12 protein-coding genes are annotated in these 14,457 nt (G+C 44.8%); 11 read left to right on the plus strand and 1 reads right to left on the minus strand.

The window, feature by feature from the left end; all coding sequences use genetic code 11:
• Positions 1–133: 133 nt before the first annotated feature.
• From GK047_RS15215 to GK047_RS15265, 11 genes are all read left to right on the plus strand, one after another.
• Entirely contained in the window at positions 134–751 is a 618-nt protein-coding gene (locus GK047_RS15215) for a class I SAM-dependent methyltransferase (protein WP_163948177.1), read from the plus strand.
• A 109-nt stretch (positions 752–860) separates the two neighbouring features.
• Positions 861–2,306, plus strand: coding sequence for a DEAD/DEAH box helicase (locus GK047_RS15220; protein ID WP_163948180.1), 1,446 nt, complete (start codon positions 861–863; stop codon positions 2,304–2,306).
• Positions 2,307–2,486: 180 nt separating this feature from the next.
• Positions 2,487–2,939, plus strand: a complete 453-nt coding sequence (locus GK047_RS15225; RefSeq protein ID WP_163948183.1) for a MarR family winged helix-turn-helix transcriptional regulator — start codon at positions 2,487–2,489, stop codon at positions 2,937–2,939.
• Positions 2,940–3,051: 112 nt separating this feature from the next.
• Positions 3,052–4,629 carry an ABC transporter substrate-binding protein gene (locus GK047_RS15230; RefSeq protein WP_163948186.1) on the plus strand — a complete coding sequence of 526 codons (1,578 nt, stop codon included), beginning with the start codon at positions 3,052–3,054 and terminating at the stop codon, positions 4,627–4,629.
• A gap of 50 nt (positions 4,630–4,679) precedes the next feature.
• On the plus strand, positions 4,680–5,630 hold the full coding sequence (locus tag GK047_RS15235) for an ABC transporter permease (protein ID WP_163948189.1): 951 nt from the start codon (positions 4,680–4,682) through the stop codon (positions 5,628–5,630).
• A gap of 7 nt (positions 5,631–5,637) precedes the next feature.
• Entirely contained in the window at positions 5,638–6,483 is an 846-nt protein-coding gene (locus GK047_RS15240; protein WP_163948193.1) for an ABC transporter permease, read from the plus strand.
• 24 nt (positions 6,484–6,507) lie between these two features.
• A complete protein-coding gene (locus tag GK047_RS15245; protein ID WP_163948196.1) occupies positions 6,508–7,488 on the plus strand; it encodes an ABC transporter ATP-binding protein in 981 nt (326 codons plus the stop codon).
• On the plus strand, positions 7,485–8,501 hold the full coding sequence (locus GK047_RS15250) for an ABC transporter ATP-binding protein (protein WP_205516804.1): 1,017 nt from the start codon (positions 7,485–7,487) through the stop codon (positions 8,499–8,501). The genes GK047_RS15245 and GK047_RS15250 overlap by 4 nt, the downstream gene beginning before the upstream one ends.
• A 50-nt stretch (positions 8,502–8,551) precedes the next feature.
• On the plus strand, positions 8,552–9,067 hold the full coding sequence (locus GK047_RS15255) for a hypothetical protein (protein ID WP_163948203.1): 516 nt from the start codon (positions 8,552–8,554) through the stop codon (positions 9,065–9,067).
• Positions 9,068–9,310: 243 nt separating this feature from the next.
• Positions 9,311–11,053: an ABC transporter ATP-binding protein gene (locus GK047_RS15260; protein ID WP_163948206.1), complete on the plus strand. Its 1,743-nt coding sequence runs from the start codon at positions 9,311–9,313 to the stop codon at positions 11,051–11,053.
• A 60-nt stretch (positions 11,054–11,113) separates the two neighbouring features.
• Positions 11,114–12,883 (plus strand): ABC transporter ATP-binding protein, encoded by a 1,770-nt coding sequence (locus tag GK047_RS15265; RefSeq protein ID WP_163948208.1) that lies wholly within the window; start codon positions 11,114–11,116, stop codon positions 12,881–12,883.
• A 715-nt stretch (positions 12,884–13,598) separates the two neighbouring features.
• On the opposite strand, the gene GK047_RS15270 is transcribed toward GK047_RS15265, so the two are convergent.
• On the minus strand, positions 13,599–14,339 hold the full coding sequence (locus tag GK047_RS15270; protein ID WP_163948211.1) for a DUF3800 domain-containing protein: 741 nt from the start codon (positions 14,337–14,339) through the stop codon (positions 13,599–13,601).
• Positions 14,340–14,457: the final 118 nt, after the last annotated feature.

The raw sequence follows: 14,457 nt of genomic DNA on the forward strand, positions 1-14,457 counted from the left end.
GAAACAGGGCAACCATTATTTACATTGTATGTTAACTTTACATGGGAAATTGCTGGTGGCGATAGGCTCAATTGGGGGCATAAGACCCCATAGATAGACTTAATAAATAGTAGTCTGAAGGTGAGTGTGAAGGATGAATCTTCTCGAGCAGCTAGGCGGAATCGATATTTATTTGTTTGATCAATTGTTAAAAGGGCAAATTACGATAGATATGCGCATACTTGATGCTGGCTGCGGCTCCGGGCGCAATCTTTCATATTTATTACGTAACGGGTACAACGTATATGCCGTGGATCAATCGGCAGAAGCTATCCGTACCGTTCAGGAGATGGCGATGAGACTTGCCCCTGCTTGGTTAAGCGAACAAGCGCGTGTGGAAGCTGTCGAGCAGATGAGTTTTGCTAACGACAGTTTTGATTTTGTCATTAATAATGCCGTTTTGCATTTTGCAAAAAATGAAGCACATTTTCTACAAATGATTCATGAGCTATGGCGGGTATTAAAACCGGGAGGTAAGCTCTTTATACGCCTTGCTTCTTCAATCGGAATAGAATCGAAGATTACACTGCTCGGCGATCGCCGCTATCAGCTGCCAGACGGAAGTACGCGTTTTCTGGTCGATGAGGGATTAATTATAAACACGACGGAGATGTTGAAGGGTACATGGTTTGAGCCGCTGAAGACCGTCAACGTGGCTGGGCAGCGCTGTATGAGTACCTGGTGCATCCAAAAGCCAAATGCGCATGCCTAACCTAAGAATCAGTGATCGGTTTCTTGTTTGAATTTGGTATTACTAAATCAATCAGAGAACCAACATGCTATAATGCAAGGACAACATACAGAATAGATGAGGTTAACCTATGAGCAACAAATCGTTTAAAGACTTCGAATTAAGTGATGAAATCGTAAGAGCATTGGCTGATCTAGGCTACGAGAACCTAACCGATGTCCAAAGTGAAGTTATTCCCGTGGCGTTAGCCAAGAGGGATCTTGTTGTGAAATCTCAAACAGGAAGCGGGAAGACAGCGGCATTCGGTATTCCGATATGCGATCTGATCGATTGGAATGAGAATAAGCCGCAAGCCTTAATCCTAGCGCCAACGCGAGAGCTGGCTGTTCAAGTGAAAGAGGATATTACGAATATTGGACGATATAAAAGAATTAAAGCGACAGCTGTCTATGGTAAGGATTCTTTTGCCAGACAGAAACTAGAGTTAAACCAGAAAAATCATGTGGTCGCAGGGACCCCAGGTCGTGTATTAGATCATATTGAAAGAGGAACACTTTCTTTAGGGCGCCTAGCGTATCTGGTTATAGATGAAGCCGATGAGATGCTGAATATGGGATTCATCGAGCAAGTAGAAGCGATTATTCAGAAGCTGCCTAGAGATCGAGTAACCATGCTATTCTCTGCTACTTTACCAGAAGACGTAGAGAACCTTTCTCGTAAATATATGAACGATCCTGTTCATATCGAAATCAAAGCAGCGGGCATCACGACAGCTTCTATCGAGCATGCTTTGTTCGAAGTGAAGGAGAACGATAAGTTTTCTTTACTTAAAGACGTTACGATTGTAGAAAATCCAGATAGCTGCATTATTTTCTGCCGAACGCAAGAGCAGGTTAATCAATTGTTTAGACAGCTAGCCGACTTGGATTATCCGTGCGATAAAATCCACGGCGGTATGGAGCAAGAAGAACGATTCGAAGTGATGAATGCTTTTAAAAGAGGACAATTCCGTTATTTAATTGCTACCGATGTAGCGGCAAGAGGAATTGATATTAAAAACATTACCCATGTCATTAACTACGACCTTCCCATGGACAAAGAAAGCTATGTACACCGTACCGGAAGAACAGGACGTGCAGGTCAAGAAGGGAAAGCGATCACCTTCGTTACACCTCATGAAGGCAAGTTTCTAGCGGAGATTCAAGGCTACATCGGCTTCGAGATTCCTAAATTAAACGCTCCTTCCAACGAAGAAGTGTTAGCTTGTACGACAGCTTTTGAAAAGAAAATCAATATTCAACCCACGGTCATCAAAGATAAAAGCGAACAATTAAACAAAGAAATATTAAAGCTATATTTCAATGGCGGCAAGAAAAAGAAATTAAGAGCAGTCGATTTCGTGGGCACCATTGCCAAAATTGATGGCGTTACAGCAGATGACATTGGGATTATTACGATTCAGGATACAGTCACTTATGTCGACATTCTAAATGGTAAGGGCCCATTGGTCTTAGAAGTTATGAAGCATACAACCATTAAGGGTAAATTATTGAAAGTTCATAAGGCAAATAAGTAATCAAGGTCAGAACAAAGTCTCGAATTCCTCTAGAGGAGTTTCGAGACTTTTACTTTCTCACGTATGATATTCTGCGTGGCAAAGGTATAGATGGAAAAAGATTGACGAATTATAGTTATCGTTATAATATTTATTCTAATAATAGTTATCGTGATAAATAAATGCAGGGTGGTGGGGTCAATGAAATTAGTAGATTACTGTATTTTGATCGGTGAACTGCTCCGAGTGATTGAATCAAAGCAAGCTAAGATCGTCAATCAGCATTACGCACATCATAATCTTACGACACCATCAATTAATATTTTACTTTTACTTAATGATAGAGGTGCGATGAGGGTCAGCGATATTGGCGGAGCTTTGAATATGGTGGACAGTAATGTTTCTGCGATTTGCTCTCGTCTTGAGAATATGGACTTGATCGAGCGCATACGGAAAAAAGAAGATCAGAGAGTTGTCCTGATCCAGCTCACTCAAACGGCTTTGGACAAAATGAAAGAAATTTTATCAAACGTCAATGACTTTCAACAACTATTCGTAAAAAATGCAACGGAAAAGGATCTACAGGAGATTTCAAACGGATTAACCAAACTAAATGATTTGTTGGAGAACGTGCTAAAGGAAAAAATGGAGTAAAAATTTTTAAATGTTTAACCAAGTAAACTTATGCGGATTTAAAAGTTTGCCTACTGGACAGCTAGAGGCATCACATATGGAATATAAACTATTTTCATCGGGAGGTTATGGAATGAAAAGAAATAGAAGTTTATTAACTGTAGGTTTATTGACATTAGTGATGGTCGCGAGTGCATGCAGCGGGGCGCCAACGGAGGAGAGCAAAACGGCGTCAAGCGATTCCAAAGTGGGAGGCAACTTAATCGTCGCCATTAAAGACGACCCCAAAACGTTTAATCCGATCTATGCGGGAGATCGGATGTCATTGACAATCGACCAATCGCTGTATGCTCCCTTTTTTAGTATCAATAATGGTAAAAAAACATTTGTGCTAGCGGAGAGCTTGACGCCAACGGCTGATCTTACGAAATATACCATGAAGCTGCGCAGTGGGTTGACGTGGCATGACGGGCAGAAATTGACCGCGGACGATGTCGTGTTCACCTTCAACAGCCTGCTTGATGAGAAGCAGCATAGTTACTTCCGCAGCTTGTTCGTATTGGATGGCAAGCCGATTCAAGTAAGCAAAGTGGACGAATTGACGGTCGATTTTGTACTGCCACAGGCAACCGCAGCATTTGAAGGCGCTCTCGTGCAGATTTTCCCGATTCCTAAGCATATTTTTGAGGGAGAAGCCGACATGGAGAAAAGCGCTAAAAATAATAAGCCCATCGGATCGGGCCCCTTTCAATTCAAAGATTATCGTCCTGGCGAATATATCATGTTAACCCGTTACGATAATTATTTTGCTGGAAAAGCGAAGCTTGATGCGATTACATACCGAGTGGCCAAGGACAGCAATACGGCAGTTCTTGCCCTGCAAAACGGTGAAGTTAACATGATGATGATCGAACCGCAGGATTACAATAAAGTGAAGGAAACGGGTAAAACCAATATCGTTATGTTCCCTTCAGGCGGGGTTACGAGCCTTGTATTCAACGTTAACATTGACGTCATGAAGAAAAAAGAAGTGCGTCAGGCGATTGTACAGGCCTTGGATAAAAAAGAACTGATTACGACGGGGTTCTCGTCAACGGATTTTGCCGAACCGGCCTCCTCCATTTTTACCCCGGATACCTTGTATCAGAAGAAGGATCTCAAGGCTTATACGTACAATCCGGAGAAAGCCAAAGAATTGCTTAAAGCGGCAGGCGCTGAAGGTTTGAAGATTCGTTTTGCTTATTTTAACGCTAGTAAGACAGAGGCCAATATGGCGCTCTACGTCCAACAGAAGCTAAAGGCTATCGGTGTAGAGGTTGAGTTGATTCCGCTGGATGGAGCGGCCCTGGGTAAGAAGGCGCTGAACAAGGACAATACGGATTACGACATGTCCTTCGGGGGCTATAGCATGGGCTTCGAACCAGATGCTTACAAACCGCTTTATTTGAGCAATGGCTCTTACAATTACTCGCATTACAAGAGTGAAGAGTTCGACAAGCTGTGGATTAAAGCAGCGGTAGAGACGGATGTCACGAAACGGGCTGATTTGTATCAAAAAATTCAGGACATTTCGGCTGAAGAAGTAACTACTTATCCGATCGCTTACGGGAAATCGATTGTTGCCGTAGATACTAAGTTTGGCGGATTGGAAGAAGCAGTGCCGAAGCAGGTTGTCCTGTTCGATGATTACGCTAAGATTTTCATGAAGTAGGAAAATGACAACAGGATGGGCGAAAAGGCGCCGTCTAGGGAGGTTTCTGTTTGAGTAAATACCTTTTACGTCGTGTGCTGCAATTATTTCCGCTCTTACTGTTCATCTCTATTGTTTCTTTTGCCCTGATCAGGCTGTCGCCGGGTGACCCGGTGTTATCGTTTGTTACGCCGAATATGAGCCCGGACGATATTGCCCGGATCAGGCAAAGTATGGGGCTTGATCAGCCCATCTATCTTCAATACCTGTACTGGTTGAAAAATATGCTTACGGGTAACTTCGGTTACTCGCTTAACAACCATAGACCCGTGCTGACTCTTATTGTAGAAAGACTTCCGGCGACAATAGGTCTAATGAGCTCAGCATTCGTGTTGTCTCTCCTCATAGCTATTTTATTTGGGCTCATTTCAGCTTTAAATAAAAATAAGTTGATTGATCATGTGCTTAGCTTGATGTCCTATATCGGCATTTCGCTGCCCGGTTTATGGTTCGCGATGATCTTGATTTATGTGTTTACCGTCCAGCTGCACTGGCTTCCAAGCATGGGCATGCGTACAATTGGGGTGAATTCGGCATGGGATATCATCAAGCATTGGATGATGCCATGTTTGGTTCTCAGCATTACCCACATTTCTGTGTTCATGCGGTATATTCGTTCGAGCACAATTAGTCAGCTAGAAGAAGATTACGTGCAAATTCAATATGCGTATGGTTCGACTCGACGAGTGGTGTTGTTTCGCCATGTGCTTAAGAATGTCATGCTTCCTGTCATTACAATTTTCGGTTTATCGTTCTCTGAAATTATTACGGGGGCTTTCATCGTCGAAAGTATGTTTTCGTGGCCAGGGATGGGTTCATTAGGGATTAACGCTGTGTTTAGTTTAGATTATCCGTTGATCATGGGAATCACAATGATTGCCTCGTTCATGTTGCTTCTCGGTAATTTACTTGCCGATTTATTGTACAGTGTGGTCGATCCGAGAATAAAGGTGAAGAGGTGAGGGCCAGATGAACCAAATGAGGTGGCGTCTGTTAAAGACGCAATTGTTGGAACAAAAATCGGGTCTCGCTGCACTGATCCTACTGGTTGTGTACGCGCTTATGGCGGCATTTGCTTTTGTGGTGCCGCATGATCCCAATGCCATCAACCTGACAGCGCGCTTACAGCCGCCAAGCTCTGAGCATTGGTTTGGCACCGATGATAACGGCCGAGACTACTTCGCCCGCGCTTTGTACGGCGGACGAGTCTCTCTGAGCGTCGGTTTCCTATCCATGATCGTGTCTACGATCATCGGCACCGCAATTGGTACGGTTAGTGGCTACTTCGGCGGGCGAACAGACAGTTTTATGATGCGCAGCGTTGATATTTTCTTATCGATTCCTTCTTTTTTTCTTATGTTGATTCTGAATGCGTATTTGAAACCTAGCATCTTTACGATTATTATCATCATCGGTCTGCTGAGCTGGATGTATATCTCTCGGATTGTAAGGGCAGAAACGATATCTGCTAAGGAACGAGAATACGTCGTGTATGCCCGTGTCTCTGGACAAAGTACGTTCCGTATTATTTGGCGGCACATTATTCCAAGCATTATGCCAACCATTATTGTAGCTGCGACGATCAATATAGCAGGGAGCATCATGATGGAGTCAGCACTCAGCTTTCTGGGTCTCGGTGTGCGTCCGCCATTCTCTTCGTGGGGCAGCATGCTGAATAACGCTAAGGGATACATCGGAGAGAGCCCTTATCTGGCTTTATTCCCAGGCTTATTCATTTTGACGACGGTACTCTGTTTTAATTTCTTGGGCGATGTATTCCGTGTTGCTTTTGAGCCCAAGGTGAATCGGAGATAATCATGAAACAATGGAGTGAAGCGTATGACACAATTGTTGACTGTTCATGATTTACAAACCTCGTTCTTTACCCGTGATGGGGAAGTGCAAGCTGTTCGGGGCGTCAGCTTCACGGTGGCCGAAGGGGAGATGGTCGGCATCGTCGGCGAGTCAGGAAGCGGTAAAAGTGTAACCGCCAAGTCGCTCATTCGTTTAATTCAATCGCCGGGTAAGATTGTAAGCGGTGAGGTGCTGCTTCGTGGGGTCGATACGCTCCGTCTAGCTGAAGACCAGCTTCGGGACATTCGTGGGAATCGGGTGGCGATGATTTTCCAAGATCCGATGACTTCGCTGAATCCGGTACTTAAGGTTGGCACACAGTTGATGGAAGTGATTCGCCGCCATCAAAAACTAAGTAAAAAAGAAGCGCGCTTGCGAGCTATAGAGCTGATGCAGGAGGTCGGTATTCCATCCCCGGAGAAGAGGATCGACCAGTACCCCCATGAGTTCAGTGGGGGCATGCGCCAACGGGTCATGATTGCTATGGCGTTGTCCTGCAAGCCGGAGCTTTTGATTGCTGATGAGCCTACAACGGCGCTGGACGTTTCGATTCAGGCTCAGATTCTTAAACTAATGAAAAATCTGTGCGATACGACATGCACTTCTATATTGCTAATTACGCATGATCTCGGCGTTGTCGCTCAAGTGTGTACACGCGTCATCGTCATGTATGGCGGACTTGTGATGGAGGAAGGCGCTGTAGTCGATATCTTCGAATCGCCGCAGCATCCGTACACGCAAGGCTTGCTGCGCTCGATACCGAAGGTGACGGATGGTTGGCGGGAACGACTCGTACCGATCGAGGGCACACCGCCGAATCTGCTGCATCCGCCGCAGGGCTGCCCCTTCATGGAGCGTTGTCCGCATGCGATGAAGCAATGTCTGGAGCTCCCTCCGTATGTCGAGACGAAGCCGGGGCACCGATCTTTATGTTGGTTGAACAGTGGCAAGGAGGGAACCGCATGATTGATCAGCAGCAAGAGAGTCGCAATGAGATCAAGCAAGCTGACACTGAGGTATTAATCGACGTTCGCGGATTAAAGAAATATTTCCCGATGGAGAGGTCGCTGTTCGGACGAACAACCAAGGTATTGAAAGCAGTCGATGACGTTAGCTTCCAAATCCATCGCGGCGAAACGTTCGGTCTTGTCGGTGAGTCGGGGTGCGGTAAATCGACAACGGGACGCAGTCTCATTCGCCTGTTTGATATCACCGCAGGGGAGATTTATTACGACGGACGCGATTTAGCCGCTATGAGCGAGAAGGAAATGAAGCCTTATCGCAAGCGGATGCAGGCTATTTTCCAAGATCCTTATTCATCGCTTAACCCTGCTATGAATGTGCTTCAGCTCATTAGTGAACCGATGGAAATTCACATGAACTACAATAAGGCGCAGCGTCTCGACGTTGTACATGAGCTCTTGAACAAGGTTGGCATGAAAAAAGAACATGCGGATCGGTATCCACACGAGTTCAGCGGCGGCCAACGGCAGCGAATCAGCATTGCGCGATCATTGGCGGCAAGTCCAGAGTTCGTTCTCTGCGATGAGCCAATTTCCGCGCTCGACGTGTCCGTACAGGCACAAGTTGTCAATATGCTCGAAGATTTGCAGGACGAATTCGGCCTGACTTATTTATTCATCGCCCATGATTTATCGATGGTGCGCCATATTTCGAACCGCATCGGCGTTATGTATCTAGGCAAACTGGTGGAAGTCACCTCGAGTGAGCAGCTATATAGGCACCCGGCGCATCCTTACTCGCAAGCGCTTTTAGCTGCAATTCCGGTGCCTAACCCCAAGGTAGCGACCGCGGATCGTTGGATGCTGCAAGGGGATTTGCCTAGTCCGCTTGATGAAGTCGTCGGTTGCAAATTCCGCTTGAGGTGTCCATTCGCCGTACAGCGCTGCGCAGAAGAAGACCCAAGTCTTCGTGAAGTGGCGCCTGGGCATTATGTGGCTTGTCATTTGCATGGATAATTCAACCTAGCTTGTCAAATATGCTGTTTAAATGAAAAGGGGATGTATGCATGAGCAACAAGGCTAAGCTTTCTCAACATACCGCGATTATGCTGGAGCGCGCACGTCGCTTCGGTATTTCTGACACCGTTCTGCTGAATAGTGCGGTAACAGGTGATATCAATCCTTTCCAACCGGCTGTTGCGCAATATTACAGCTATGATGATTTTTTTACCTACGCAAAGACGCATGGGGAGTCCATCGAAGAGGCAATTCGTAACGGATACCGGATGAAATTTAATACGCCAGGGGGCTTGCAAATCTGGCTGAAGGATCGATTCGGTCTTGAGGCAGGGGTCGATTTCGAGGCAACTACCGGGCGGTTAGACGGTCTGAAGCTTTCAGCTGAAGATATGGAGGTAATACGAGAAACGGTTGCCGTGAATTGGGTATTACTTGAAACGAACACTACGGAAGGTCAAGAGGGGCAGTCCACCATTCAGGCAGGAGCATCTGTAGAAACGAATTCTACGCACGGTAATCGGGCGTTCACCTTGGTCATCAGTTCCTTGCTTGAGTCCAACTGAAGTTATACAGTTTATAGAATGAGCTTCCACCCTGAGAATAGGATGGAAGCTTATTTTGATGTCGTTCTTGAAACGGGGCAAGCCCTGTGCTTGGCACTAAATTGAAAGTGACGAAACTTGGTTCTTCATGACTTGAGTCATTTGTAGGAAACGGAAATTTTAGATAAAATTTGTTTATACATAGACTTGATAACGATGAAGCTATAGAATCAATGTGTACATATGGAGAAAGAGGTGAACGCTATGTCATTTGTTATCCGGTTGCAATGGTTTTTCAAATGGAGATGGAGTCGCTATGCGCTTGCCATCAGTTTGATGACGTGTGTAAGTTTGCTTTCGACGATACCGCCCAAAATGATAGGGAATACGATCGATCATATCAAAAACGGGGATTTGACCGCTTCCAACTTAAGCCAGACAGTCATGCTGCTTATAGGTCTTTCGCTGCTTTTGTATGGGATGGCTTACGTATGGATTACGACCTTATTCGGGAATTCGGCATTGATCGAGAAAGTGCTGAGGGGACGTCTCCTCGCGCATTTGACGAAAATGACACCAGCCTTTTTCCAACGCAACACGACAGGTCAGTTGATGGCGTTAGCGACCAATGATGTTCTCGCAATCGGTCAAACGGCGGGTTACGGGGTTATGACACTTGTGAACACGTTGGTGGGAGCCTCGGTCGTCATCATCATGATGATTTCCTTCATCAGTTTCAAATTAATGCTTGCGGCGCTTATTCCGCTGCCGTTTCTGGCTATCGTTATTAATAAGCTCGGGAAAAAAGTAAGGACGCGCTTTCTCGCGGCGCAAGCCTCCTTCGGTAAAATGAATGACCACGCATTGGAGTCTATTTCTGGAATACGTGTAATTCGTTCCTACGTGCAGGAGGATCATGATCTAACCGCTTTTGACAAAGTAACCTCCGATGTTATGAACAAGAACAAACACGTATCCTTACTGAATGCGTTGTTTCAGCCGCTTACTTCACTGATTGTTGGGATCAGTTATTCCATTGGCATTGGTTATGGATCCTACCTAGTCTTTCACGATCAAATTACCCTCGGGCAATTGATTTCTTTCAACATTTATCTCGGTATGCTGATCTGGCCTATGATTGCCTTTGGTGAGTTTATCAATGTGCTTCAGCGTGGAAACGCCTCAGCAGATCGCCTCGAAACCGCATTGGCCCAGAAGGCGGATATACCGGATGCGGAAGCGCCGATAGCGATGGACATACCGGAGTCCATCGACGTGAAGCAACTAACCTTCACGTATCCGACGGCTAACCATCCTAGCCTCAACAGCGTTTCTTTCCAGTTAGAGCGAGGCCAGACGCTTGGTGTTGTAGGGAAAACGGGTAGTGGGAAAAGCACGCTGCTCAAGCAGCTGCTGCGCCAATATCCGATTGAGCCAGAAAAATTGTTCATCGCAGGTGTTCCAGTCGAGCAAATCGCCTTGGATCAAATGAAGCGCTGGGTAGCTTACGTACCTCAGGAGCATTTGCTGCTCTCCAAATCAATCCGCGACAACATCGCACTTGGCAAACCGGATGCATCACCCGAAGAGATTGCAAGAGCCGTAGAAATGGCCTCCTTTACTCAGGATATTGCCCAAATGCCAGAAGGGCTTTCGACTGTTGTCGGAGAAAATGGCGTGATGCTTTCTGGCGGACAGAAGCAGCGTTTAGCGATCGCGCGTGCCCTGCTTATCGATTCGGAAATTCTGCTGCTGGACGATGCTTTGTCGGCGGTAGACGCACGGACGGAGAGCCGGATTTTGCATCATATTCGTTTGGAACGTGCTGGCAAGACGACACTCATAACGACACATCGTCTTTCTGCGGTCAGCCATGCGAATTGGATTCTCGTGCTGGATGAGGGGCGAATTATCGAAGAGGGTACCCACGAGGAACTCATGCATTTCGACGGCTGGTACAAAGAACAGTGGGAACGCCAACAGATGGAAGCTAGTCTGGAAGAATAATAAGAGCGATTGTTTACCAAGTCAGTTTGGCTAATATACAACGCTAAGGAGGCCGCATGAATGACAAAGCCGTCCACGACGAGAAGACTGCTCGGGTATGCTCTCGTCTATAAATTTAGAATTATCGGTGCGCTGCTTATACTTTGCTGTGCCGTAGGCGCAGAGCTAGGCGGACCTTATATTACGAAAACGATTATTGACCAACATTTATCCGTTGGCACACGTGATTTAGGGCCGGTTCTTAAGCTGCTTGCCCTGTACTTAGGGCTGCTGCTCACGGCTAGTATTTGTAATTTCACGCAAGCGTACATGTTGCAATCGACTGCTCTGCAGATTATTAAAAATATGCGAATGGATTTAATGAAGCATATTCAACGCATTTCACTGCGCTATTTTGATAACACGCCGATTGGGCAGGTTGTATCTAGAATCGCCAATGACACGGAGGCAGTTCGTGACTTGTTCATGAGCTTCATGGCTACGTTTGTCGTAAGCATGATGCAACTGACAGGTATCTTTATTGCTCTATTTATTTTGGATTGGCATCTCGCTATGTTCTGCTTGCTGCTGCCCCCTATATTTGCTTTGATTATGACGATTCATTTGAAGTACTCCAAGATATTCATCACAATCATGCGGGCTAGACTCAGCGATATGAACGCGATGATTAATGAATCCATCGTGGTGATGCCGATTATTCAAGCTTTTCGTCGGGAGAAGGTCACGCTCCAGGAATTCGAAGTATTGAATGAGGATCGCTATGTGAATCAAATTAAGCAGTTCCGCATCTTCTCATTATCATCTCGTAACATTGTGGGTATGATCGGCAGCCTGGTGACTGCCTCCGTCATTTGGTATTTCGGTAAGGAGTCGCTGCAAACCGCTATTTCCTTTGGGGTGTTCTATGCTTTTATCGATTACTTGGGGCGGATTTTTCAACCGATTATTGGGATATTCGATCAGCTGACGAATGCGCAAAGAGCGTTTGTTTCCGCGGAGAAGGTATTCACCATTCTTGATATGGAAGGCAAGGACGTCGAGAAGACGGATCAAGTGGAGCGTCCAGAAGGCGTTGTGAAATTCGAAAATGTAACGTTTGCTTATAAAGCCGGGGACAACGTGCTCAAGAAAATCTCCTTTGAGGCTCGAAAAGGGGAAACCGTGGCGCTTGTGGGCCATACGGGCTCAGGTAAAAGCTCAATTATGAACCTGCTGCTTGGTTTCTATGAGCCTGATCAAGGCCAAATCACGATTGACGGCGTTGATATTACCACCTTGTCCAAACAAGCGCTGCGTAAGCATATGGGCATTGTTTTGCAGGATCCGTTCCTGTTTGCCGGTGATATCAAGTTCAACGTCAGTTTGTATAACAAAGACATTTCCCTGGAGCGCGTGAAAGAAGCGTTAAGGGACGTGGGCGCCGCGCCGTTCATTGAGCAATTGCCTGGTGGCTATGACGAGCAGGTGGTGGAGCGGGGAAGCACGTTATCTTCCGGTCAGAGACAGCTGATATCTTTTGCCCGAGCGTTGGCCTTTGATCCTTCGATTCTCATCTTAGATGAAGCGACGGCTAGCATCGACAGCGAGACGGAGGGACTCATCCAAAAAGCATTGAAAGTCGTCAGCGAAGGCCGAACCACCTTAGTTATCGCGCATCGCCTCTCCACGATTCGGGATGCCGATCAGATTCTTGTGCTGCATCGCGGTGAAATTGCCGAGCGTGGCAATCATGATGAGCTTATGGCGCTTGGAGGCAGGTACGCTAAGATGTATCAGCTGCAAAAGGGGGAGAGCGTTTCATCGGGTGCCGCAGGTAAGATTGCGAATTAACTTAGAGAGATAGATACGCAAAGTTCTATTTTCTGGCACCAAAAATAGATGTGACTAATTATTAACTCCGCGCGTTGGTGCAGTTGCCATGCTTGGAAGGACTGGGAGTGCAAGTGGTGTACCAGCGAAAGCCAAAAACAAAGCTCCTCTGACAATCCAAACTATTATTAAGAATTATTTCATTCGTGTGTTATTTGGAATGTATGGAGTTAAGAGGGATCCTATGATCACGAAAATTGTTCTATAGATTCAATAGATCTGGATTTCCTTTATTCTTCTGTCACTTCAATGTAAAAGCCCCTCGATGGAGGGGCAAAGGCGTAGAACATTATGATAGCGGTAGTGAACACGTCTTATAAGCTTCTGGGGGAGGGTCTATTTATGGACATGTTCATAAAATTGAATGTCCTGTTCCGATATCGATAAAAATGCTGAATTAACATTTTATAGTTTCAAAAACTTGTAAAAAAAACGCTCTGCATGAGCGTTTTTTTTTTTTTTTGCGACGGGAGAGCTTTCGCAATCCTATCGCGTTAACTGCAGTGAAGAGCTTTCGCGGTTCCTGCAAATTTAATATGCTTCAATCCATTTGAAATAATACAAAATCTAAAAATTAATAAAGAAGAGCTTCCGCAGTTCTTATTTTTTAAGAAGTAGAAAAGCTTTCGCGATTCCATTAATATTATATGCAATAACCTCATTTAAAGTCAAGAAATTAAGGGATTATTTTAATTCCAAATCTCTCTTGCTTTCCACATCTTCCATCATAAGCCTTTTTTTCAATAACATCAATTAGTCCATGTGTACGTTGATCCTTATTACTTAGCTTACGGTTCAACGAATTTGGCAATAAATCAGCAATTTGAAGACCGACAATATTGTCTACTTTTAAGGGGAAACTAATGGTGCCAACCCTATTTTGAATTACTCGTTTGTCATAAAAGAGTGTTCCGTTAGCCTTTAAATAATGAAAATGATATTGTAATTGTTCATCCTTTTGGTGAGGATTGGCATCAGTTGACTCCACGTAAATATTACCAACACCATTGCTTTTCTCTAAAAAATGCACAAAGTTTTCTAAAATAACTTGCAAAGCAATAAAGTATTTGTCTCTACTGTTGCTGTAAAGCTTTTGACAGCTAACTTCGTGGATGCATACGGCAAATATAGGTAAATCATATTTTTGGAATAACGATTTTATTCTCTCCCAAAACTCTTCATATTTTTTGTTGTTTTGAAAAATTTTAAAGGGAGTGCTAGATTTGTGTTTTTGAATTTCCATTTCATGAATTATGACTGAAGTATCTCCGAAAAAGTCCTGCTTTATTTGATTAAGCTCTGGAATAATCTTGGTTTCATAATCTTCTGTAGATACAGCGAATCCAACTAAGCAAAAATGATCAAAATGTCCTCCTGTAAGAATTTCATCTAAATATAATGAATATTTCTTCCTCATAGTTTTCACCCCCATTTATTTATGACTGTCCCCATCAGAATAGTGTTTTAATCACCATAGGGTAATAGGAGTATATAACCTAATCAGGCTTAAGTTGAAGTCGCTTAATTAATTGAGT

Source organism: Paenibacillus sp. SYP-B3998, from assembly GCF_010820665.1.
In the GTDB taxonomy this organism is placed as follows: Bacteria; Bacillota; Bacilli; order Paenibacillales; family NBRC-103111; genus Paenibacillus_E.

Bases quoted from the DNA above. Each gene is read 5' to 3' on its own strand.
- GK047_RS15215 (WP_163948177.1), top strand. From the start codon at position 134: ATGAATCTTCTCGAGCAGCTAGGCGGAATCGATATTTATTTGTTTGAT.
- GK047_RS15220 (WP_163948180.1), top strand. From the start codon at position 861: ATGAGCAACAAATCGTTTAAAGACTTCGAATTAAGTGATGAAATCGTA.
- GK047_RS15225 (WP_163948183.1), top strand. From the start codon at position 2,487: ATGAAATTAGTAGATTACTGTATTTTGATCGGTGAACTGCTCCGAGTG.
- GK047_RS15230 (WP_163948186.1), top strand. From the start codon at position 3,052: ATGAAAAGAAATAGAAGTTTATTAACTGTAGGTTTATTGACATTAGTG.
- GK047_RS15240 (WP_163948193.1), top strand. From the start codon at position 5,638: ATGAACCAAATGAGGTGGCGTCTGTTAAAGACGCAATTGTTGGAACAA.
- GK047_RS15245 (WP_163948196.1), top strand. From the start codon at position 6,508: ATGACACAATTGTTGACTGTTCATGATTTACAAACCTCGTTCTTTACC.
- GK047_RS15250 (WP_205516804.1), top strand. From the start codon at position 7,485: ATGATTGATCAGCAGCAAGAGAGTCGCAATGAGATCAAGCAAGCTGAC.
- GK047_RS15255 (WP_163948203.1), top strand. From the start codon at position 8,552: ATGAGCAACAAGGCTAAGCTTTCTCAACATACCGCGATTATGCTGGAG.
- GK047_RS15260 (WP_163948206.1), top strand. From the start codon at position 9,311: ATGTCATTTGTTATCCGGTTGCAATGGTTTTTCAAATGGAGATGGAGT.
- GK047_RS15265 (WP_163948208.1), top strand. From the start codon at position 11,114: ATGACAAAGCCGTCCACGACGAGAAGACTGCTCGGGTATGCTCTCGTC.
- GK047_RS15270 (WP_163948211.1), bottom strand. From the start codon at position 14,339: ATGAGGAAGAAATATTCATTATATTTAGATGAAATTCTTACAGGAGGA.